The sequence below is a fragment of the Sphingopyxis sp. GC21 genome, assembly GCF_025727575.1.
GTDB classification, from domain to species: domain Bacteria; phylum Pseudomonadota; class Alphaproteobacteria; order Sphingomonadales; family Sphingomonadaceae; genus Sphingopyxis; species Sphingopyxis terrae_A.
This window is the reverse complement of sequence record NZ_CP095845.1, coordinates 2536314-2558288: the sequence shown is the minus strand read 5'-3', so window position 1 is coordinate 2558288 and position 21975 is coordinate 2536314. Positions and strand designations below refer to the sequence as shown.

The window sequence follows — 21975 nt, the reverse complement described above, 5'->3', positions numbered from 1 at the left end:
GCCCTTCGACTGCTTTGCAGGCGCTCGGGACGAACTGCGCGAAGCAATCCAGAGCTTGCGTAAGCCGCCTTGGATTGCTTCGCTGCGCTCGCAATGACGGAGATGTCCAAACCCACCCTCTATTCCATCCCGATTCATCGGGCCTTCGCCGACGCGCTCGCCGCCGGGGTAATCGCGCGCTTCGACGACGGCGCGCTGGGATTGGCGCACGGCCTGATCCTGCTGCCGAGCAATCGGGCGCGCAGCGCGGTGCAGGCGGCGTTCGTCCGCGCGGGCGGGCAGGGGCTTCTCATGCCGCGGCTGGCGGTGATCGGCGATACCGATCTCGACGAATCGGTCGCGCTGTCGCTCGATGCGATCGACGACGATCCGCTGCCGCCTGCTATCGATCCGCTGCACCGGCGCCTGCTGCTCGCCGAACTCATCGAGCGGCATACGCCGCCGGGCGAACCGGCAATCACCGGCGCGGCGGCGTTCCAGCTTGCCGACGGACTCGGCCGCGTGATCGACCAGCTTCATTATGAAGAGGTGCCGGTTTCGGCGCTCGTCGACCTCGATCTCGGCGCCTTTGCCGACCATTGGCGGGCGTCGCTATCGCGACTGCGGCTGCTGGTCGATGAATGGCCGGCCACGCTTGCCAGGACCGGCGCGATCGACCGCGCGGCGCGCCGCAACTTGCTTCTCGATCGCGTTGCCGCGGGATGGCGTGCGGCGCCGCCGGCGCGCTTCGTCGTCGCGGCGGGCGTTACCACCGCTGCTCCTGCCATCGCGCGGTTGCTCCGCACCGTGGCCGATATGACGCGCGGCATGGTCGTGCTGCCCGGGCTCGATCAGGTGATGGCGGCGGATGAATGGGATGCGCTCGGCCCGACGCGGCCCGATGCGGATGACGATCGGCGCCCGCTCGAAACGCATCCGCAATATCATCTGAAGCTGCTGCTCGATCGCATGGGCGTTGCTCGTGATGAAGTGCAGCCATGGGATGCCGCATCGCCGCACGATGGCCCCGAAGCGCGGACGCCCTTCGCGTCGCTGCTCTTCGCGCCCGCGGACTACAGCACCCAGTGGCAGGCGGCGGGCGATCTGTCGGCGGCGGTTGCCGGCCTGTCGGGCGCCGTCTTCGCCGACGACGGGCAGGAGGCGCAGGGAATCGCCCTGCTGATGCGCGAGGCGATCGAGACGCCGGGGCGCACGGCCGCCCTCCTAACCCCCGACCGCGCGCTCGCCGAGCGCGTCGCCGCCGCGCTGACGCGCTGGGGCATCAGTGTCGATGACAGCGCCGGCCAACCGCTGTCGCGCACCGCGCCGGGCGCGCTGTTGCTGCTGCTTGCCGACCTGGCTGCCGCCTTCGATCCGGTCGCGTTGGTGGCGCTGCTCGGCCATCCGCTCGTGCGTGCGGGAGGGGAGCGCACCATGTGGCTCGACGAGGTGCGGCGGCTCGACCTGACGCTGCGTGAGCCCGGACTGCTTCCGGGATGGGACGGGGTGAGCGCGCGCATTGCGGCGCGCGCTGCCGATCCCAAGGCGCGCGGTCATGCCATTGTGGTCCAGATGGCGCCCTGGTGGACGCGTGTTTCGACCGAACTCGCCGCCGCGCTCGTGCCCTTTGGTGCCGGGCCGGCGCCGCCCGCCGACCTGCTCGCGGCGTTGCAGCGCGCTGCCGAATGGCTGGCGGGCGACGCGGTGTGGGCGGGGCCGGCGGGCCGGATGCTCGCCGAACTGTTCGACCAGTGGGCGCTGGCGCGCGGCGCCGGGCCGGCGCTTGTCGATCCTGCCGATTTTCCCGCGATGCTCGGGCAATTGCTTGGGCAAGCGAGCGTGCGTCCGCCCTATGGCGGGCATCCGCGCCTGTTCATCTGGGGCTTGCTTGAGGCGCGGTTGCAGCGGGCCGACCTGATGATTCTCGGCGGACTCGACGAAGGGCGCTGGCCCGCCGCGACGCAACCCGACCCGTGGCTCGCGCCCGGTATCCGCCGTCTGCTCGGTCTTGCCGCGCCCGAACGGCAGCAGGGGATGGCGGCGCATGATTTCGTGGGCGCGCTCGGAGGCGGAAAGATCGTCGTCACGCGCGCGCAGCGCAGCGGCGGCGATCCCGCCGTCGCCTCGCGCTTCTGGCTGCGGCTCGCGGCGCTTGCGGGCGAGCTTCCCGAACCCGCACCGGGCGGGGTGCCGCTCACGCGCCTTGCCGCCGAAATCGACCTGCCGCCGGGCGGCGCGCAGCCCGCCGGTCGTCCGGCGCCGCAGCCGCCCGCTGCCGACCGTCCGCGCCGGATCAGCGTCACCGGCGTCGACAAGCTCGCGCGCGATCCCTTTGCCTTTTATGCCGACCGGATGCTCGGCCTTTCGGCGCTCGATCCATTGAGCGCCGCTCCCGATCCGCGCTGGCGCGGCACGCGAGTGCATAAATTGTTCGAGGATTGGGTGCGCGGCGGCGCCACGCGCGACGCGTTCGAGGCAGAACTGGCCGCGCTCGCCGCCGATCCCGCGCTCGACGGGCTTGCGCGCGCCTTCTGGCTGCCGCGTATCGCACCCGCGCTGCGCTGGGCTGCGGAGCAGGTTTGGGAGGCCGAGCGCAAGCCGGTCGCAGTCGAGGCGCGGGGCGAACGGACCGACGACGGCATCACGCTGCATGGCAAGGCCGACCGCATCGACCGCGGCCCCGATGGCCTTGCCATCATCGATTATAAATCGGTCGGCGCGCCGAGCGCGCAGGCCGCCGCCGACGGGCTCGACAATCAGCTCGGGCTGCTCGGCCTGCTTGCGCGCGAAGGGGCGATGGAGGGTATCGATGCCGCCCCCGTCGTGGCGCTCGAATATTGGAGCTTGCGTCCCGATCGCCGCGCCGACGGTGCGGGGCGGATTTCGAACAGCTATGGCCCGCGCAGCACGCTCAAGACCGCCGAGGCGGCGATCGACCATGCCGCCGACACGCTGACCCGGCTGGCGCGCGATTATTTGCTCGGCGACGCGCCCTTCTTGCCCGGCGAGGGCCGCGGCTATGGCGATTTTGACCAGCTCATGCGCCGCGACGAATGGTTCGGGCGCGGGGAGGACGGGCTGTGAGCAAGAGCGCCGGCCTCGCCATCCTCGACCCGCGGCAGGGCGCCGCCGCCGATCCCGAAAGCCATGTCTGGCTCGGCGCATCGGCGGGGACCGGCAAGACGCAGGTGCTGTCGGCGCGCGTGCTGCGGCTGATGCTGGACGGCGTTTCGCCGCAGGCGATCCTGTGCATCACCTTCACCAAGGCGGGCGCTGCCGAAATGGCGCACCGCATCCACGAACGGCTCGCGACCTGGGTGCGGATGAGCGACGGCGATCTGCGGCTCGATCTCCACGCGCTGGGGCTCGACTGGGAGCGGCCGGGGCTGATGACGCGCGCGCGGTCGCTGTTCGCGACAGTGATCGACAGCCCCGGCGGCGCGATCCGCGTCCAGACGATCCACAGCTTCTGCCAGACCCTGCTCGCCAGCTTTCCGCTCGAGGCAAAGCTGCTTCCCGGCTTTCGCGCTATCGAGGAAGATGAAGCAGCGGCGCTGAAGCGGCAGATACTCGGCGATCTGCTCGAGCATGATCCCGACCGCGAGGCGCTGCGGGCGGTTGCGGCGATGCTGTCGCGGCGGCTGGGGCAGGAATCCGCGCTTGCCTTCCTGTCGAGCTGCGCCGCGGTCTTCGGTGGCCCGCGCGCCGCGTTGCCGCCCGCGGCGCAGGATCTGCGCGCGGCGTTCGACCTGCCGGGCGGCGATCCCGATGCGTGGCTCGCTGCCGAAATTGCAGGCGGGGCGATTTCCGACGCCGATATCAAGGCGGTCGCGACCAGCGGGGCGGCGTGGGGTACCAAGACCGGCGAGGCTTGTTCGGACAAGATGGTCGGCTGGCTCATCGCCGAGGCCTCGGCGCGCACCGCGATGCTCGACGAACTGCTCGGCTGTTTCCTGACCGGCAAGGGCGAGCTGCGCGCCGATTTTGCGGGCGATAAGGGCCGGATGACCGATTGTGCCGATAGCGCGGTGCGCATCGTCGATGCCGCCGGGCGGCTGCGCGCGACGGCGACCGCGATGCGCGTCGCCGACGATCTTGCGGCGGGGTGGAAGCTTGGCGCGCGCTTTGCCGAAGCCTATGCGCTCGCCAAGCGCGATGCGGGTCTTGCCGATTTCGACGATCTCATCACGCTCGCCGGGACGCTGCTGCGTGTCAGCAGCTTCGGCGAATGGGTGCGCTTCAAGCTCGATCAGCGCACCGACCATATCCTCGTCGATGAGGCGCAGGATACGAACATGCGCCAGTGGGGCATTGTCCTGTCGCTCGCCGAAGAGTTTTTCGCGGGCGTCAGCGCGAAGGACGACCGGCTGCGGACGCTGTTCACGGTCGGCGACCGCAAGCAGGCGATCTTCGGCTTTCAGGGCACCGACCCCAGGGCGTTCGCGAACGCGCGCGACATGTTCCACGCGATGGGCGAGATCGGCGGCCAGCCCTTCCGCCAGGTCGATCTCGTTTCCAACTATCGCTCGACGCCCGCGGTGCTCGACGTCGTCGACCGCTGGCTCGGCGACGGCGGGACGATAGCGATGGGACTCGACGGCGAAGAGCCGCCACACCGTCCGTTTCGAAGCGCGCAGGCCGGCCAGGTCGAACTCTGGGCGCCGCTGCCCGTCGGCAAGGCGATCGATGCCGCAGCCGCGGAGGACGGCGGGGACGAGGGGGACGGCAGCGCCCCCGCCTCCGATCCTGCCTCGATGCGGTTGGCCAAGGCGATCGCGGGCGAGGTGCAGGACTGGATCGCGAACGGCAAGGATGGCCGCCCCGTGGCGCCCGGCGATATCATGATCCTCGTACGCCGGCGCCGCGATCTGGCGGCGCGGATCGTCGCGCGGCTTCAGACGCTGCACGTCCCCGTCGCGGGGGTCGACCGCTTCGCGCTGACCCAGCCGCTAGCGGTTCAGGATCTGATCGCCGCTATGCGCTTCGCGGTGCAGCCGCTCGACGATCTCAACCTCGCCGCGCTGCTCGTGTCGCCGCTGCTCGGCTGGACGCAGGACGAGCTTTACGCGCGTACGGCAAAGCGCGGCCGCGCCGCCATCTGGGAACATCTGCGCTCCCATGAGGAGACTATGCCGCCCGCAACGATGGCGGCGCTGCGCGCACTGCTCGGCATGGCCGATTTCACGACCCCTTTCCGCTTTCTCGAAACGATCCTCTCAGGGCCGATCGACGGACGGCGCAAGCTGTACGCGCGGCTGGGGCGCGAGGCGCGCGACCCGATCGACGAACTGCTGAGCCAGGCGCTGGCGTTCGAGGCGCGCGAAACCGTGTCGCTACTCGGCTTTCTGACCCGGATCGCGGGCAGCAGCGCCGATATCAAGCGGCAGACCGAAGCGCGCAGCGACGTCGTGCGCGTGATGACGGTGCACGGATCGAAGGGCTTGCAGGCGCCGATCGTCATTCTCGCCGATGCGACCGACGATGCCGCGATCGGTCATCGTCCCTTCACCGTCGATGTCGCCGCCTGGGAAAAGCTGCCCGTCTTCGCGATGCCCGCCGACGAGCGGCAGGGTGCGCTGGCGCAGGCCTATCAGGACGCGGCCGATGCCGCGGCGCAGGAGCATTGGCGGCTGTTCTACGTCGCGATGACCCGCGCCGAAGAGATGCTGATCGTCGCGGGCGTTACCAAAAAGCCCGACCTGTCGGTGCCCGAGACAAGCTGGCACAGCGCGGCCGCGATGGCGCTGGAGGGGCTTGGTTGCGATTGGGAGGATGCGGGGCCGCTGTGGGGCCGCCGCCGTGTCCACCGCATCAATGACGGCAAATGGGCGCGCAGGGATGCGGCTGTGCGCGCCGCACCGCCGCCGCTCGCGCTGCCCGCTTGGACCCACGCCCCGGCGCCCGAGGAGGCGCGCCCGCCGCGTCCGCTCGCGCCCTCGGCGCTGGGCGAAGACGATGTCGCGGTGCCGCCGCAGGGGGCAGCGCGCGTCGCGGCGGTGACGCGCGGCCTGCTGCTCCACGCGCTGTTCGAACGCCTGCCGCCGGTCGCGACCGATAGGCGGCGCGCGGCGGCGCTGCGCTGGCTCGCGGTGCAGGCACCGACGCTCGACGATGCGGCGCGTATGGCGATGGCGGACGAGGTGCTCGCCATCCTCGATGATCCGGCGCACGCCGCACTCTTCGGCCCCGACAGTCTGGCCGAAGTGCCGCTCTCGGCGGTGGTCGACGGCATGGTCGTGGCGGGGATCGTCGACCGGCTGCGCGTGACAGACGACGCGGTGACAGTGATCGATTACAAGACCGGGCGGCGGATACCCGGGAGCGCGGCCGATGTCGCGCCCGCCTATCTGCGCCAGATGGCGGCCTATCGCGATGCGCTGGCGGTCATCTTTCCGGGCCGGCGCGTCGAAACGGCGCTGCTCTATACGGCGGAGCCGCGCCTCATCGCGCTCGACGATGCCGTGCTGGCACCGCACAAGCCCGGCTTGCTTGCCGCCAAGGCGAATTTGCCGCCGCCGCCTCTTGAGCCGGGCGCCCCGACGTCCTAGCTTGGCATCAACGATTTTTCAGAATTTCAGGAGTTCAGACGATGGCAACCAAGGCAATCACCGACGCCAGCTTTCAGGCCGATGTCCTCGACAGCGACACCCCCGTGCTCGTCGATTTCTGGGCCGAATGGTGCGGTCCGTGCAAGATGATCGGCCCGTCGCTCGAAGAAATTTCGAACGAACTCGCCGGCAAGGTGGTGATCGCCAAGCTGAACATCGACGACCATCCCGACGCGCCGAGCAAATATGGCGTGCGCGGCATCCCGACGATGATCCTGTTCAAGAATGGCCAGATCGCCGACACCAAGGTCGGCGCCGCACCGAAGAGCGCGCTTAAGGGCTGGCTCGAAGGCGCGCTTTGATTTTAGCTAGCCCCCCGACGCCGAGTGATCGGTGTCGGGGGGAGCCTTCTATCGGTCAGTCACGCCAATAGTCGTGTCGTTCGGAGCCATCGAAACCGGCCCGAAGCGAGGCAGAAATTGCGGAAACCTCTGGCCTGATCCGCATGGGCACGGGTCTTTTCGGCCGAGTTTTTCGATAAGTTCGATATCGCCGCGGACGAAGCGATGACCACGCTTGACCTGCGTTTCGGACGGGTAACCCTTACGCCGCTTCGAGGTGTCTCGAAAGCAAGGCAGGTCGGCGAAGTCTTTTTGCCGTACCATGACGGCCTCCTGTGGTCGGCGCACCTGATTGCGCGCAGTGGGCGGATCTAAAAGATCGCGGTCAACTCCGGTAGTCGGCGTTGATGCTGATATAGCCGTGGGTCAGGTCGCAGGTCCAAACGGTCGCGCGCCCGTCGCCGAGGCCGAGGTCGGCGCCGACGCGAATGTCCTGGCCCTTCAGATGCGCCGCAACGGGGCCCTCGTCATAGCCGTCGACGGGTAGCCCGTCCTTCGCGACCCAATGGTCGCCGAAGCGGATTGCCAGCCGGTCGCGGTCGGCAGGTTCGCCTGCCTTGCCCACCGCCATCACGACGCGGCCCCAATTGGCATCCTCGCCCGCGATCGCGGTCTTGACCAGCGGCGAATTGGCGATCGACAGCGCGACGCGCTTGGCGCTGGCATCGCTGACCGCGCCGGTCACCGTAATTTCGATGAATTTCGACGCACCTTCGCCGTCGCGCACGACAAGCTGCGCAAGGTCGAGCGCAACGCTTTGGATTGCCGCATAAAGCGCGTCGGCGCCCGGATCGTCGCGCGTCGTCAGCACCGGATTGCCCGCCCGCCCGGTCGCGAACAACAGCACCGTGTCGCTGGTCGACGTGTCGCTGTCGACCGTGATCGCGTTGAAACTCCCGGCGGTCGCGTCGCTCAGCATCGCTTGCAACAGATCGGGCGCCACCGCGGCATCGGTGAAAATATAGCCGAGCATCGTCGCCATGTCGGGCGCGATCATCCCCGATCCCTTGACGATCCCCGCGACTTGCACCGTGGCGCCGCCGACGACCGCGCTTGCCGCCGCGCCCTTCGGGAAGGTGTCGGTGGTGGTGATCGTCTGCGCCGCTTCTTCCCAGCTTGCGCTCGGCGTGTCGAAGCCGATGACCTTGGCGACGCCGGCGTGCGCCTTGTCCTTGGGCAGCGGCACGCCGATCACGCCCGTCGAACAGACGAAGACTTCCCTCGGATCGCACGCCAGATGCGCAGCGACCTGATCGACGATCTGCTCGACCGCCTCGCGTCCGCGATAGCCGGTGAAGGCGTTCGAATTGCCCGCATTGACGATCAGCGCGCGGGCGCGGCCGTGCGCGATGCCCTCGCGGCACATTTCGACCTCGGTCGAACAGCAGACATTCTGCGTCGTCACGCCCGCGACGACGGTACCCGGCGCCAGTTCGACATAGGTGAGGTCGCAGCGGTCCCAATTTTTGTAGTGCGCGCGCGCGATACGGCGCGTCACCCCGGCGATTTCGGGCAGGGCGGGGAAGGCAGCGGGCGCGAGCGGCGAGCGATCAGTCATGGCGCGCGCATAGCCGTTGGGGGGGCAAAGAAAAACCCCTCCCGCGAACGGAAGGGGCTTTGCTGCCGGAGTTCAGCGACGAGCGCTTCCCGGCGGTCGTCCTCCCCGCGGCGTCGCCACAAGGAGGATCGTCCGGCTTACGCCGGGATGCCGCTGATCGCCTTGACTTCCATGAAGTCCTTGAGGCCGAACAGACCGCCTTCGCGGCCATTGCCCGACGCCTTGTAACCGCCGAAGGGCGCGCCCGGTCCGGGGCCCCAGGCGTTGACAGCGACCATGCCGGCGCGCAGCTTCGGTGCCACCTCGGCGGCCTTGGACGGATCGCCCGATACCACGGCCGACAAGCCATATTCGGTGTCGTTAGCGATATCGACCGCTTCGTCGAGGCTGGAATATTCCATGATCGTCGCAACGGGGCCGAACACTTCTTCCTTGGCGATCCGCATGTCGGGCGTGACGCCCGAGAAGACGGTCGGCTTGATGAAATAGCCGCGGTTGACGTTCGCGGGCAGGCCGGTGCCGCCGGTTTCGAGCGTTGCGCCCTCGTCGATCGCCGACTGGATCAGGCCCTGGATCTTTTCGAACTGCGCCTTGTTGACGACGGGGCCGATATGCCCCCCTTCCTGCGCCGGATCGCCAACCTGCGTTCCGTCGAACATCGCCTTGATGACGCCGACGGCCTCTTCCTTGCGGTCCTTGTGGACCAGAATACGCGTCGGGGCGATACAGCTCTGACCAGTGTTGACGAGCACGCCCTGCACCGTCGGGGGCAGGACCTGGGCCAGATCGGCGTCGGGCAGGACGATGTTCGGCGACTTGCCGCCCAGTTCCTGATGGACGCGCTTGACCGTGTCGGCCGCCGCCTTGGCGACGAGGATGCCAGCGCGGGTCGATCCGGTGAAGCTCACCATTTCGATCCCCGGATGCGCGCTGATCGCATTGCCGACGGTCGGGCCGTCACCCTGAACCAGGTTGAACACGCCCGGCGGAACGCCTGCCGCATCGAGGATTTCGGCGAAAATAACGGCATTGCCGGGGCATTCTTCCGACGGCTTCAGCACCATCGTGTTGCCGGCGGCGAGCGCGGGCGCGACCTTGAGCGCAATCTGGTTGAGCGGCCAGTTCCAAGGGGTGATCATCCCGACGACGCCGATCGGTTCATAGACGACCTTGTTTGCGCCATGCTGTTCGCTGAACTCGAAATTCTTCAGCGCTTCGATCGTGCCGAGGAAGCCGCCGATGCCGGCGCCGACTTGCGCGGTGCCCGCGAAGCTGACCGGTGCGCCCATTTCGGCCGCCATCGACTTGGCGAGATCGGCGCCGCGCTTCTTATATTCCTCGACGATACGGCCGAGCAGCGCCAAGCGCTCCTCCCGCGTCGTCTGCGAATAGGTCTTATAGGCTTCCTTGGCGGCGGCAACGGCATCGTCGACGTCGGCCGCGGTGCCGAGCACGACGGTCGATGCCGCTTCCTCGGTCGCCGGGTTGATGACGTCGTGCAGCTTGCCGCCCTTGCTGTCGACCCATTTGCCGCCGATGTAATTCTGTTTCAGGTGCGTTTCGGTATCGCTCATCATCTTTCTCCCATCGGCGGAAACTTCCGTCTCGGATTGCTACCTAATCACTGTGCCGCGCGAATCAAGCGCGGTCGGCTGCGATTTCTTCCAGCTCAGCGCTTTTCAGCGGCGATGCGTGACATGAGTATCGCAGCGCGCGTCGCCTGGCGTGCGATGCTGGACAATTCGACCCTTTCGCCGGGCGCATGATCGCCGGTCGAATAGGTGCCGAGCCCGGCAAGGCCATCGACATCGGCGGCGACGAAGCTGATGTCGCCGGCGCCGCGTTTAAGCGGATCGAGCGCGGCCATTTCGGGGAGCCCCATGTCGCGGTTCACGCCGTTGAGCCGGTCGAGCAGCGCCTTGTTGCCCGCCGTCGGCGCCATCGGCGGATAGGCGCCGGGGTCGAAGGCAAGCTTCGCATCGGTGCCGGGCAGATGGCGCGCAACGATCGCCGCCATCTTGTCCTTCACCCGCGCCGACTGTTCGGGCGACAGGGTGCGCAGGTCGCCGCGCGCCACCGCAATCGGGGCGACGATGTTGGTCTTGCCGTTTGCGGTCGCGCGGATACCGCCGGTGTCGAGCGTCGCTTCCTGTCCGCCGGCGATTAGCCCGACGTTGAAGGTCAGATTGGGTTCGGGCAGTTGGGTGCGGAAATCGCGGATGATGCGTGCCAGCTCGTTGATCGCGCCGTCGCCGACCTCGGCGCTGAAGATGCCCGAACTGTGGGCGCTCATGCCCGTCGCGGTGACGGTCCAGCTTTCCGAACTGCGGCGGGCGATCGATCCCATATCGGCGCCATTGTCGCGGACAAGTCCTTCGAAATCGAGCGCGATGTCGCTGCGCTTGCCCGCGGTGATCAGGTCGGCGCGCGATTTTTCGATCGGATCGCCCGCGTCTTCCTCGTCGCCGGTCATATGGATTTCGATATTGGCGTCTTTCAGCGTGCCCGCAGCCTTCATCGCGCGCAGCGCCGCGACGATCACCACCATGCCGCCCTTGTCGTCGCCCGCGCCGGGGCCTTCGCCCCAGCCGTCCTTGCGCGTGAAGGTCTGGAAGGGCGAGTCGGGTTCGAACACCGTGTCGAGATGCGCGATCAGCAGCATCTTCTTGCCGTCGGCACGCCCCTTGTGCACCGCGATCAGATGGCCGGCGCGCTTCGTCTCGGGCGTGGGTTTCCAGGTGACCGTAAAGCCCAGCGGCTCGAGCTCGGAGCGCATCATCTCGGCTACCTTTTCGACCCCGGCGAGGTTCAACGTACCACTGTTCTGATTCACCAGCCTTTCGAGCAGCGCGATCGACCGTTCCTGCTCGGCCTTTACCGTTTCGGCCATCCGGCTTTCGGTCGGGCTCAGCTTGGCATGCGCGGCCGGGGCGAGCGCGAGCGCGGCAAGGGCGGCGAACGCGGCGAAGCGGGCTGATTTCATCTGCACAATCTCCTTTGTCGGCGCCCTTGTGCCGCTTGAAGGCCGCCGCCGCAAGCCATCGCGCCCGGCAATATTCGCTCGCTTGCCGATCCCCATCTCGAGCACGACCTGTAAAGAGTGTTTGACAGCATATGTTTCGCGTCTGTAAAGAGTGTTTGACAGGCTGAAAGGATGGTCATTGCAAAACCGCGTTCGGGATTGCCGCGAGCAGGCGGGGTGGAGCCAGGGCGAACTGGCCCGCCGGCTCGGCGTCTCGCGGCAGACGATCAATGCCGTCGAAACCGACAAATATGATCCCAGCCTGCCGCTCGCGCTGCGCATGGCCCGGCTGTTCGGGCTGGAGGTGCGCGAGCTGTTTATCGATCATTGGATGCCGGAGGACGAGTGATGGACAAGATGGTGGCCGGACATAGCGCTGCGGCGTGGAAGAAGAGCGGGATCGGGGCGCTGGTCGGCGCGATCGTCGGTGCGGGCACGGTCGCCGGGCTGATGCATGTCGCCGGGACCGATTTCATCGATGCGATGGGCGGATCGCGCGTTGCGCTGGCCGGGGTCGCCATCCTCTATCTCCTGATGGCGGCCTTTGTCGGCTTCGGGCTGGCGGTGCCGCGCACCGGCGCCAGGCTGCTCAACGTCGCCGATGCCGACGAACTGCGCGAGGAGCGCGCGGGCATGGGGCGATCGGTCATCGTCATGGGCGCAATCGGGGCCGCACTGCTTGCGCTCGCGCTCGCACGCACGCCCTCCTTTCCGACCGGACCCGTTCCGGCGCAGGCGGCCGCGGGGGTGCTGGCCCTCGTGATTGCGGGCGGTGTCGCGGCGAGCTGGGCGTGGCGGTGGCAATATGACGAGCTTAACCGCCAATTGGGCATCGAAGGCGGCTATTGGGCCTTCGGCCTGAGCTGGATCGGGCTCACCCTCTGGGGCGCCGCCGATTTTCTGGGGCTCGGACCGGCGCTCACCGCGATCGACGTGGTGACGACGCTGGCGGCGATGATGCTTGTCGGGGCCTTTGTGGCGATCGGTCGCCGCGGCCTGATGATGCGCTGAGCGCAGGTAGCAGATAAGGGAAGGGCGTCCGAGCTCCCCCAAGCCGGACGCCCTTCGAGCGTGACTGATCGCTGCAGATCAGGCGCTGTAATACATGTCGAATTCGACCGGGCTCGGGGTCTGTTCGAAGTTGTAAACTTCGGCCCATTTGAGTTCGATATAGGCTTCGATCTGATCCTTCGAGAAGACGTCGCCCTTCAAGAGGAAGTCGTGATCGGCCGCGAGGCTGTCGAGCGCTTCGCGCAGGCTGCCACAGACGGTCGGGACTTCGGCGAGTTCTTCGGGCGGCAGATCATAGAGATTCTTGTCCATCGCGTCGCCGGGGTGGATCTTGTTCTGGATGCCGTCGAGCCCCGCCATCAGCAGCGCCGAATAGCAGAGATAGGGGTTCGCCATCGCGTCGGGGAAACGGAATTCGACGCGCTTCGCCTTGGCGCCCGCGCCATAGGGGATGCGGCACGAAGCCGAACGGTTGCGGCTCGAATAGGCGAGCAGCACCGGCGCCTCGAAGCCCGGGACGAGGCGCTTGTAGCTGTTCGTCGTCGGGTTGGTGAAGGCATTGAGTGCCTTCGCATGCTTGATGACGCCGCCGATGAAATAGAGGCACATGTCCGAAAGGCCGGCATAGCCGTTGCCCGCAAAGAGCGGCTTGCCCTTTTCCCAGATCGAGATGTGGGTGTGCATGCCCGATCCGTTATCGTCCTTGATCGGCTTGGGCATGAAGGTCGCAGTCTTGCCATAGGCATGGGCGACCTGATGCACGACATATTTGTAGATCTGCATGCGGTCGGCGGTCTGCGTCAGCGTGCCGAAGGTCAGGCCCAGCTCGTGCTGCGCGGCGGCGACTTCATGGTGATGCTTGTCGCAGGGCAGGCCCATTTCGAGCATGGTCGAGACCATTTCGGCGCGGATGTCGACGGCGCTGTCGACCGGCGCGACAGGGAAATAGCCGCCCTTGGCGCGCGGACGATGTCCAAGGTTGCCGCCTTCATAGGCGCGGCCGGTGTTGGTCGGCAGTTCGATATCGTCGATTTCGAAACCCGACTTGTTATAGCCGGTTTCGAAGCGGACGTCGTCGAACATGAAGAATTCGGCTTCGGGGCCGACATAGACGGTGTCGCCGATGCCGGTCGAGGCGACATAGGCTTCGGCGCGCTTCGCGGTGGTGCGCGGGTCGCGGGCATAGCCTTCGCCGGTCGAAGGTTCGACGATGTCGCAGAACATCACCAGCATCGGGGTTGCCGAGAAGGGATCGTCATAGACCGCTTCGAGATCGGGCTTCAGGATCATGTCGCTTTCGTTGATCGCCTTCCAGCCTTCGATCGACGAACCGTCGAACATCAGGCCGTCTTCGAGGGCGTCTTCGTCGATCACGCCGGCGCACATGGTCAGATGCTGCCATTTGCCCTTGGGATCGGTGAAACGCAGATCGACCCACTCGATGTCATTATCCTTGATCCGGGCGATGATATCCTTCGGCTTGGTGGCCATGGTCACTTCTTCCTTTTTGCGAATAGTACCGGCTGGACCGGCGTCTGTTGAACGGGATGGAGCGATGGAAGCTTAGAGCGCGTCCTCATTGCGCTCGCCGGTGCGGATGCGCAGCGCGGTTTCCACGGGGATCACGAAAATCTTGCCGTCGCCGATGCGGCCCGTCTGCGCCGCCGCGGCAATCGCCTCGACCACGCGTTCGGCCATATTGTCATCGACGATAACCTCCAGCTTCACCTTCGGCAGGAAGTCGACGACATATTCAGCGCCGCGATACAGTTCGGTGTGACCCTTCTGGCGACCGAAGCCCTTCGCCTCGGTGACGGTGATGCCGCTGACACCCACTTCGTGCAGCGCCTCCTTCACCTCGTCGAGCTTGAACGGTTTGATGATCGCCTCAATCTTCTTCACGCTTCATGTCCCCCTTTGGGCCTTCCACCTTTGCCTGTGGACGAAGCCGGGTCAGGTACGCCTGAACCGGTTTCCCCCGTGAGTCGGTGCGGTGTGCGGCCATCTTGCACCAATCAAGACCCGTGCCAATTGGCGAATCGCAAGCTTTCGGTAAGAAATTTGGCACGAAATTACGCCGCTGCCCGTCCTTTGGGCAGCGGCGTGATTTAGGTGATTAAATTTTGTGCAATCAGCGCCCGACGGGCGCCGACGCGTCGGGCAGGTTCGCCTTGGTCCAGTTCGACCGGTCGATGACATAGGCGCGAATCGCCTCGACATCGGCGGGGGAGAGCACCTTGGCAAAGCTCACCATGCCGCGGTCCTTCAGCGCGCCGTCGAGGATCACGCCCTTCCATGCATCGGCACTGGTCAGCGCACCCGAAACGCGCAGGTCGGGGGTGAAGCCGTTGCCGATCGCGCTGTCGCCGTGACAGACTTGGCAATAGCGCCCGAAATGCGCCTTGCCCGATGCGATCTGCTGCGGCGTGCCGAACTGCGCGGGCGGATTCCACGCCAGCGTCGTGGTCGCGGGCGGGGCGGGGAGCTGCACCGTACCGCCGAGCTTGAGCACCACGAGGCGCGGAATATTGGGCACCTTGCGCGTCACTCCGCCCGCGACCCCGGCGACAAGTGGAAAGGCGCCGCCCTTGCTGGTCTGGAAAGCGACATATTGCACTCCGCCCACGCGGAAGGTCGATGGCGCGCTGACGATCCCCGACTGCATGTCGAGGTCGAGCAGCTGCTTGCCGGTGTCGGCGGCATAGGCGCGGAAGCGCCCGGTGCTCGTTCCCTGGAAAACTAGATTGCCGGCGGTCGTCATCGTGCCGCCGTTCCATGCGGCGGGATAGTCGACGCCCCAGGCGACCTTGCCGGTGCGCGGGTCGAAGGCAACGAGACGGCCGGTGGTCGCGGCGACGGCCGCGCGGAAGGCAGCCTTGTCGTCGGGGAGCATCGCTGCGGTCAGCGAGGCGCCGATGTTGAAGCCGAGTACCTTGCGCCGGTCCAGCTCATCCATATCCTGGATATAGCCCTGCGGAATCTGCTGCGCCGGAATATAGACGAGGCCGGTAGCAGGGTTGTAGCTCATCGGATGCCAGTTGTGCGCGCCAAGCGCGCCCGGGATCGCGATGAAGGGCTTGCCGGTCTTGTAGAAGCGCGCGTCGGGATTTTCGATCGGCCGGCCAGTGGCCATGTCATAGCCGGTCGCCCAGTTGATCCCGTCGACGAAAGGCTTGGCGTCGATCAGCTTGCCGGTGGTCCGGTCGATCGTGAAGAAAAAGCCGTTCTTCGGTGCATGATACAGCACTTTGGTTGGCGTGCCGTTCACCGCCTGCTCGGCAAGGATGATCGGCTGCGTCGCGGTATAGTCCCAGCTCTCGCCGGGCGTTTCCTGATAATGCCATTTATATTTGCCGGTCGACGCATCGAGCGCCACCACGGACGAGAGGAACCAGTTGTCGCCTTCGCCGTTCGAACGCGTGCCATGGTTCCACGGATTGCCGTTGCCGACGCCGAGATAGATCTGGTCGAGATCCTTGTCATAGACGATCGCGTCCCACACCGTGCCGCCGCCGCCCGACGTCTTCCATTCCCCTTGGTCTGACCAGGTTGCATTGCCTTTCGACGCGAAGATGTCGTCGCTTGCGGCGCCGTCCTTCTTCTTTTCGGGGTTCGGCGCGGTGTAGAAGCGCCAGCGTTCCTTGCCGGTATCGGCATCATAGGCGGTGACATAGCCGCGCACCCCGAATTCGGCGCCGCCGCTGCCGATGAGCACCATGTCCTTCACGACGCGCGGCGCGCCGGTGATTGTGTAGGGCTTTTGGGGATCGAAGGTCTGCGTCGACCACAATTCCTTGCCGGTCTTGCGATCGAGCGCGATCAGCCGCCCGTCGAGTGCGCCGACGAAGAGCTTGTCGCCCCATACCGCGACGCCGCGGTTGACGACGTCGCAGCAGGCGTTGACCGCGCGGTCGCCCGACACCTTGGGATCGAAGGACCAGAGCTTCTTGCCGGTCCCGGCGTCCCACGCGTCGACCTTCGACCAGGCGTGGCTGACATAAAGGGTGCCATCGACGACGACCGGGGTGGCTTCCTGTCCGCGCGCGTCCTCAAGATCGGCGAACCAGGCAATGCCAAGCTCGCCCACATTCTTGTCGTTTATGTCGGTGAGCGGGCTGAAGCGCTGCTCGTCATAGCCATAGCCGATGCCGGCCCAGTTGTCGCCGTTGCCGCCGGTCTTGAGCAGTGCTTCGCTCGCCCTCTCGGCATCGTCGAGCGACCTGCCCGTGCCGCCCGACTTCGACGCGTTGCAACCCGCCAGAACCAAGGCCGCACCACAAAGCAGCGCGGTCGCCATGACCCGTTTCGCCATATTCGCTCTCCCTCGACGTCCTATGCTTGACGTTCACGTCAAGACTGCGCCGGGCGAAGCGGATTCGCAAGCGGGAATTTAGGGTGTTCTACCTAAAGTCTGGCAGGTTTCAGGCCCAGGGCGGGGTGTTGAGTCCCTTGGGGCTTGCGGTAAAGATTTCGCAGCCGTCCTCGGTGATGCCGATGCTGTGTTCGAACTGCGCCGAAAGCGACCGGTCGCGCGTCACCGCGGTCCAGCCGTCGGCAAGCATCTTCACGGCATATTTGCCGGTGTTTATCATCGGTTCGATGGTGAAGAACATGCCGGGCCTCAGCTCGGGGCCGGTGCCGGGGCGCCCGGCGTGGACCACTTCGGGCGCATCGTGGAACATCTGGCCGAGCCCGTGACCGCAAAAATCGCGCACCACCGAATAACGGTGGCGTTCGGCGTGGCTCTGGATCGCGTGCGCGACGTCGCCCATCGTATTGCCGGGCTTCGCCTGTTCGATGCCCAGCATCAGGCATTCATAGGTCACGTCCACCAGCCGCCGCGCCTTGATCGGAACTTCGCCGACCAGATACATGCGGCTGGTGTCGCCATGCCAGCCGTCGATGATGCTGGTGACGTCGACATTGACGATATCGCCTTCGCGCAGCGGCTTGTCGTCGGGAATCCCGTGGCACACGACATGGTTGATGCTGGTACAGCAGCTATGCGTGAAGCCGCGATAGCCCAGCGTCGCGGGAATGCCGCCGCCCGCAAGCATCATCTCGCGCACCAGATCGTCGATCGCCCCGGTGGTCACGCCGGGCTGGATGAAAGGAACGAGCGCGTCGAGAATCTCGGCCGACAGCCGGCCGGCCTTGCGCATTCCGGCAAAGCCGGATTCGTCGTGAAGCTTGATCGTGCCGTCGCGGACGGGGGCGGGGGTGGCCGCTTCGTCGGCGGTTACGGAGATGTAGTTGTACATGCCGGTGATATAGGCGCCGCAGCCCCAAAAAGCGAGGGGGTCAAACAAAACCCCTCCCGCAAGCGGGAGGGGTTGAAGCGGTTTCTACTCTGCCGCCTTCTCAGCTTTGGCCTTGCCCTTGCCCTTGCTCGCCTTGGGCGCCGCCGGGGTGATTTCGAAGCTCAGCGGATTGCCGACCTTGGCATCCTCGCCGGTTTTCAGCTTCACCTTGACCTCGCCGCCGTGGACGAGCTTGCCGAAGAGCAGTTCTTCGGCGAGCGGCTGCTTGATCTTTTCCTGGATCAGGCGGCCCATCGGGCGTGCGCCATAGAGCTTGTCATAGCCCTTGGCGGTCAACCATTCGCGCGCCTTGTCGTCGAGCTGGATGTGGACGTTGCGGTCGGCAAGCTGCAGTTCGAGTTGCAGGATGAACTTGTCGACAACGCGCGCCACGACTTCCGGCGGCAGATAGCCGAAGGGGACGATCGCATCGAGGCGGTTGCGGAATTCGGGGGTGAACATGCGCTTCACCGCCTCTTCCTGCGCATCCTCGCGCGTCTGGGTGCCGAAACCGATCGACTCGCGCGTCATGTCGCTCGCGCCCGCATTGGTCGTCATGATCAGGATCACGTTGCGGAAGTCGACCGTCTTGCCGTGGTGGTCGGTCAGCCGGCCATTGTCCATCACCTGGAGCAGGATGTTGAACAGGTCGGGATGCGCCTTCTCGATCTCGTCGAGCAGCAGCACGCAGTGCGGGTTCTGGTCGATCGCGTCGGTCAGCAGGCCGCCCTGGTCATAGCCGACATAGCCCGGCGGCGCGCCGATCAGGCGGCTCACCGAGTGGCGTTCCATATATTCGGACATGTCGAACCGCTGGAGCGGAATGCCGAGCAGATGCGCGAGCTGTTTCGCGACCTCGGTCTTGCCGACGCCGGTGGGGCCGCTGAACAGATAATTGCCGATCGGCTTTTCGGGATCGCGCAGCCCGGCGCGGCTGAGCTTGATCGCCGACGACAGCACCTCGATCGCGGTATTCTGACCGAAGACGACGCGCTTGAGGTCGGTCTCGAGCGTTTCGAGAACCTTCTTGTCGTCGCTCGACACCGATTTCGGCGGGATACGCGCCATCGTCGCGATCACCGCCTCGATCTCCTTCGCGGTGATCGTCTTGCGGCGCTTCGACGGCGGCACCAGCATCTGCATCGCGCCGACTTCGTCGATCACGTCGATCGCCTTGTCGGGCAGCTTGCGGTCGTTGATGTAACGCGATGACAGCTCGACCGCCGCGTTGATCGCGTCGGCGGTGTATTTCACATTATGATGGCTCTCGAACGCGTCGCGCAGGCCGGCGAGGATCTTCTTCGTGTCCTCGATGCTCGGTTCGATCACGTCGATCTTCTGGAACCGGCGCAGCAGCGCGCGGTCCTTCTCGAAATGATTGCGGAACTCCTTGTAGGTGGTCGAACCGATGCAGCGGATCACACCGCCCGACAATGCGGGCTTCAGGAGGTTCGACGCATCCATCGCGCCGCCGCTCGTCGCGCCGGCGCCGATCACCGTGTGGATCTCGTCGATGAACAGGATCGCGTGCGGCATGCCTTCGAGTTCGGAGACGACCTGTTTCAGCCGCTCCTCGAAATCGCCGCGATAGCGCGTGCCGGCGAGCAGCGCGCCCATATCAAGCGAATAGATCACCGCTTCCTTCAGCACCTCGGGCACGTCGCCCTCGATGATCTTGCGCGCGAGGCCCTCGGCGATCGCGGTCTTGCCGACGCCGGGGTCGCCCACATAGAGCGGGTTGTTCTTGCTGCGGCGGCAAAGGATCTGGATCGTGCGGTCGACCTCGGCGCTGCGGCCGATCAGCGGGTCGACCTTGCCGCCCTTCGCCTTTTCGTTGAGGTTGACCGTGAACTGGTCGAGCGCGGTTTCCTTCTTGTTCTTGCCTTCGCTCTTGTCCTTCGCTTCTTCCTTTTCCTCGGGCTCGGCGGTGGGCGACGGCTTGCCGCCCTTGCCGACCCCGTGGCTGAGGTAGGAAACGGCGTCGAGCCGCGTCAGATCCTGCTGCTGCAAGAAGTAGACCGCATAGCTCTCGCGCTCCGAAAACAGCGCGACGAGGACATTCGCGCCCGTCACCTCATCCTTGCCCGACGACTGGACGTGCAGGATCGCGCGCTGGACGACGCGCTGGAAACCGCTGGTTGGGGAGGGGTCGCTGTGCCCCTCGACCTTCAGGCTGTCGAGTTCGGTGTCGAGATAATGGACCACCGCCGACTGCAACTCGCCCAGCGCGACGCCGCACGCGCGCATCACTTCGGCAGCATGTTCGTCGTCGATCAGCGCGTAGAGCAGATGCTCCAGCGTCGCATATTCGTGGTGGCGCTCCGACGCGGCCTTCAGCGCGTTGTGCAGGGTCTTTTCGAGGGACTCCGAAAAGGACGGCATGGTCTTCATCTCCTTGCGGGGACGTGCCGGGGAGAGGCCGCCCCTAGGAACACAACGTGGCGATGCTCCCGTCTCTCCGCAAGGGAAAAGCGGAAGCTCGTGTGAAATTACGATGACAGGCTTGTCTTATGGTTAACGCAGCGTTGCGATTTGGCGGGCGCGACGCCGCTCAATCACAGGGCCTGCGCTAGGTCGCGTCGTCGGAGTCGGGTTTGTCATCGTCGTCCTGCGCCGTTCCCATCTGGAAACGGACCCGCTCGACGCAGCCCGTCCATCCTTGCGGCGAAGCCGCGGCCCGGGCGGACAGGAGCATTCGCTGCGCCTGGGTGCCGAAGTCGGCAGCAGGCTGCGCCGCGGCAACCTTGACGTTGCCGATTTCACCCCAAGGGGCGATGTCATACGTCAGCACCGCCCAGCCTTCGACTGCGCGCCGGCGATAAGCGGCGGGGTAGATCAGGGCCGGCTTGCGGTCCCACGCGCGATCGTCGCCGCAGGTCGCGCCCTGCGGCCTGAATGCGTCGGCATCGGGAATCGGCGGCGGTGATACCGTCTCTGGCGCCCGCCGATAAGGGTAGAGGCATTGCGTGCGAACGCCTCCGGTGAAGCGCGATCGTGCCACGGCGTCGCGCGCCGCCGCATCGAGCTCCCGATTGCCCGACGTCGCAAATGTCTTCAGGTTGACGGGGCGCCCTTTCGCATCGGTGTCGTAAAGGACAAAGGACCAGTCTTTTCGTCCCCGCGTCGCCGGGATTTTCGAAAAGTCCGGAAATGCGCGAAGGAGCGGCCGGGGGCGCGGCGGTGCGGCGCAAGTGCCGATGTCGCGGATGCGCGCCCATCCCTCTTTGGGCAACGGTCCCGAAATCGGCGTCATCGTATAAGCGAGCAGATCCGGGGGTGCAGCGGCGCCGACCGCCTGCGCGCTGATGCGATAGCGTATCGTGCATCGGGTGCGGGCTTGCCCGACCGGGAAACGGCTTGCCGCCAGCGAGGCCGGTAGATCCTGACCAAGAGCGCCAGGCGACCCGTCGCTCTCGATCGAAATCGGCCGTCCGTCGGCGTCGATGTCGAAACGATAAATTATCTGGGCGGCGGTGCGCATCGGCCGGTTCGACATCGCGCGCAGGACGGCCTTTACGCCCGCAGTGTCGAGGGCGCCGTCGCTGCAGCGCGCATCGGCGATATCCCAGGAAAGCAGCGCCGGCCAACCGTCGGCAGACTCAAGCAGCGGAAGGGGCGACTTGTCGACAGGAGCCGGAATGACAATGGGCGGAGGGGGTGGCGGCGTGCTGGCCAGGGCGGCAATCGAAAGCGCGGCAATAAGGGGCATGGGCTCGTCCCGTTCCTGATTTCGGGGGAAAATTTCGGCTACAGGCTAGGCAGAGCCCATGCGGCGGGCAAGAGTCGACCCCGCCAAATCGGCCGCTTTTGCCTGCAGATTCATGGCGCTGCTGCGATAGCCGCCCCGTCATCCCTTGCGGAACAGTGCCTCCGCATTTGCCTTGAAGCTGCCCGCTGCCGCCTTGTGCGCCTTTGTGCGTGCTATCTCGGCTTCCAGCACCGCAAGCCGATCGTCGAGTTCGGCGACCGACAAGGGGTCGAGCGACTGTTTGGCGAGCGCCGTCAGCACATCGTCGCGGCGGCGGGGAAGGTCGTCGTCGTCCATGGCCATCCTCCCTGACGAATTGCGGCCTTGTGGGGCGCGAACTGTTGACCCCCGCGCCGCGGCTGTCAATAAGGCGGGACGAGTGGGAAATCGAACAAAGTGGGGGATTTA

The 21975-nt window shown here is 66.1% G+C and carries 16 protein-coding genes; 5 read left to right on the top strand and 11 right to left on the bottom strand.

What is annotated here, in order from left to right:
- The first annotated feature begins 102 nt into the window (after positions 1-102).
- From addB to trxA, 3 genes are read left to right on the top strand one after another with little or no spacing between them, the layout of a single operon-like run.
- A complete protein-coding gene (gene addB, locus MU856_RS12315; RefSeq protein WP_263587680.1) occupies positions 103-3063 on the top strand; it encodes a double-strand break repair protein AddB in 2961 nt (986 codons plus the stop codon).
- Positions 3060-6527, top strand: coding sequence for a double-strand break repair helicase AddA (addA, locus tag MU856_RS12310; protein WP_263587679.1), 3468 nt, complete (start codon positions 3060-3062; stop codon positions 6525-6527). Before addB ends, addA begins: the two co-directional genes overlap by 4 nt.
- Before the next feature lie 41 nt (positions 6528-6568).
- Positions 6569-6889, top strand: coding sequence for a thioredoxin TrxA (gene trxA, locus MU856_RS12305; protein ID WP_003040459.1), 321 nt, complete (start codon positions 6569-6571; stop codon positions 6887-6889).
- 48 nt (positions 6890-6937) lie between these two features.
- Here the strand turns inward: trxA and MU856_RS18770 are convergent, their stop codons facing one another.
- The 4 genes from MU856_RS18770 to MU856_RS12290 form a co-directional block, all read right to left on the bottom strand.
- The gene (locus tag MU856_RS18770) at positions 6938-7192 is read right to left on the bottom strand and encodes an SEC-C metal-binding domain-containing protein (RefSeq protein WP_186402612.1); all 255 of its coding nucleotides are present in this window, start codon (positions 7190-7192) and stop codon (positions 6938-6940) included.
- Between the two features lie 61 nt (positions 7193-7253).
- Positions 7254-8486 (bottom strand): bifunctional glutamate N-acetyltransferase/amino-acid acetyltransferase ArgJ, encoded by a 1233-nt coding sequence (gene argJ / locus MU856_RS12300; protein WP_062900652.1) that lies wholly within the window; start codon positions 8484-8486, stop codon positions 7254-7256.
- Between the two features lie 137 nt (positions 8487-8623).
- Entirely contained in the window at positions 8624-10063 is a 1440-nt protein-coding gene (locus MU856_RS12295) for an aldehyde dehydrogenase family protein (protein ID WP_058813093.1), read from the bottom strand.
- A 92-nt stretch (positions 10064-10155) separates the two neighbouring features.
- Complete coding sequence (locus MU856_RS12290) at positions 10156-11469, bottom strand: M20/M25/M40 family metallo-hydrolase (protein WP_186402613.1); 1314 nt, start codon at positions 11467-11469, stop codon at positions 10156-10158.
- Positions 11470-11647: 178 nt separating this feature from the next.
- On the opposite strand from MU856_RS12290, the gene MU856_RS12285 reads away from it, so the two are divergent.
- Positions 11648-11857 (top strand): helix-turn-helix transcriptional regulator, encoded by a 210-nt coding sequence (locus MU856_RS12285; protein WP_003040449.1) that lies wholly within the window; start codon positions 11648-11650, stop codon positions 11855-11857.
- Positions 11857-12519: a hypothetical protein gene (locus tag MU856_RS12280; RefSeq protein WP_263587678.1), complete on the top strand. Its 663-nt coding sequence runs from the start codon at positions 11857-11859 to the stop codon at positions 12517-12519. Before MU856_RS12285 ends, MU856_RS12280 begins: the two co-directional genes overlap by 1 nt.
- Positions 12520-12597: 78 nt before the next feature.
- On the opposite strand, the gene glnA is transcribed toward MU856_RS12280, so the two are convergent.
- The 7 genes from glnA to MU856_RS12245 all read right to left on the bottom strand — a co-directional run bounded on the left by glnA (position 12598) and on the right by MU856_RS12245 (position 21864).
- The gene (gene glnA, locus MU856_RS12275; protein WP_058813096.1) at positions 12598-14010 is read right to left on the bottom strand and encodes a type I glutamate--ammonia ligase; all 1413 of its coding nucleotides are present in this window, start codon (positions 14008-14010) and stop codon (positions 12598-12600) included.
- Between the two features lie 72 nt (positions 14011-14082).
- A complete protein-coding gene (locus tag MU856_RS12270) occupies positions 14083-14421 on the bottom strand; it encodes a P-II family nitrogen regulator (protein ID WP_003040441.1) in 339 nt (112 codons plus the stop codon).
- A gap of 229 nt (positions 14422-14650) precedes the next feature.
- Entirely contained in the window at positions 14651-16831 is a 2181-nt protein-coding gene (locus MU856_RS12265) for a PQQ-dependent dehydrogenase, methanol/ethanol family (protein WP_062900649.1), read from the bottom strand.
- Between the two features lie 109 nt (positions 16832-16940).
- Complete coding sequence (map, locus tag MU856_RS12260; protein WP_062900648.1) at positions 16941-17780, bottom strand: type I methionyl aminopeptidase; 840 nt, start codon at positions 17778-17780, stop codon at positions 16941-16943.
- Positions 17781-17864: 84 nt separating this feature from the next.
- A complete protein-coding gene (clpA, locus tag MU856_RS12255; protein ID WP_058813119.1) occupies positions 17865-20201 on the bottom strand; it encodes an ATP-dependent Clp protease ATP-binding subunit ClpA in 2337 nt (778 codons plus the stop codon).
- Between the two features lie 187 nt (positions 20202-20388).
- On the bottom strand, positions 20389-21528 hold the full coding sequence (locus tag MU856_RS12250; RefSeq protein WP_186402615.1) for an energy transducer TonB: 1140 nt from the start codon (positions 21526-21528) through the stop codon (positions 20389-20391).
- Between the two features lie 138 nt (positions 21529-21666).
- A complete protein-coding gene (locus MU856_RS12245; RefSeq protein ID WP_062900646.1) occupies positions 21667-21864 on the bottom strand; it encodes a DUF1192 domain-containing protein in 198 nt (65 codons plus the stop codon).
- Positions 21865-21975 lie beyond the last annotated feature (111 nt).

Coding starts and splice junctions, on each gene's coding strand:
- trxA (WP_003040459.1), top strand. CDS start 6,569: ATGGCAACCAAGGCAATCACCGACGCCAGCTTTCAGGCCGATGTCCTC.
- MU856_RS12265 (WP_062900649.1), bottom strand. CDS start 16,831: ATGGCGAAACGGGTCATGGCGACCGCGCTGCTTTGTGGTGCGGCCTTG.
- map (WP_062900648.1), bottom strand. CDS start 17,780: ATGTACAACTACATCTCCGTAACCGCCGACGAAGCGGCCACCCCCGCC.
- addB (WP_263587680.1), top strand. CDS start 103: ATGTCCAAACCCACCCTCTATTCCATCCCGATTCATCGGGCCTTCGCC.
- MU856_RS18770 (WP_186402612.1), bottom strand. CDS start 7,192: ATGGTACGGCAAAAAGACTTCGCCGACCTGCCTTGCTTTCGAGACACC.
- MU856_RS12250 (WP_186402615.1), bottom strand. CDS start 21,528: ATGCCCCTTATTGCCGCGCTTTCGATTGCCGCCCTGGCCAGCACGCCG.
- glnA (WP_058813096.1), bottom strand. CDS start 14,010: ATGGCCACCAAGCCGAAGGATATCATCGCCCGGATCAAGGATAATGAC.
- MU856_RS12245 (WP_062900646.1), bottom strand. CDS start 21,864: ATGGACGACGACGACCTTCCCCGCCGCCGCGACGATGTGCTGACGGCG.
- argJ (WP_062900652.1), bottom strand. CDS start 8,486: ATGACTGATCGCTCGCCGCTCGCGCCCGCTGCCTTCCCCGCCCTGCCC.
- MU856_RS12280 (WP_263587678.1), top strand. CDS start 11,857: ATGGACAAGATGGTGGCCGGACATAGCGCTGCGGCGTGGAAGAAGAGC.
- MU856_RS12290 (WP_186402613.1), bottom strand. CDS start 11,469: ATGAAATCAGCCCGCTTCGCCGCGTTCGCCGCCCTTGCCGCGCTCGCG.
- MU856_RS12295 (WP_058813093.1), bottom strand. CDS start 10,063: ATGATGAGCGATACCGAAACGCACCTGAAACAGAATTACATCGGCGGC.
- clpA (WP_058813119.1), bottom strand. CDS start 20,201: ATGCCGTCCTTTTCGGAGTCCCTCGAAAAGACCCTGCACAACGCGCTG.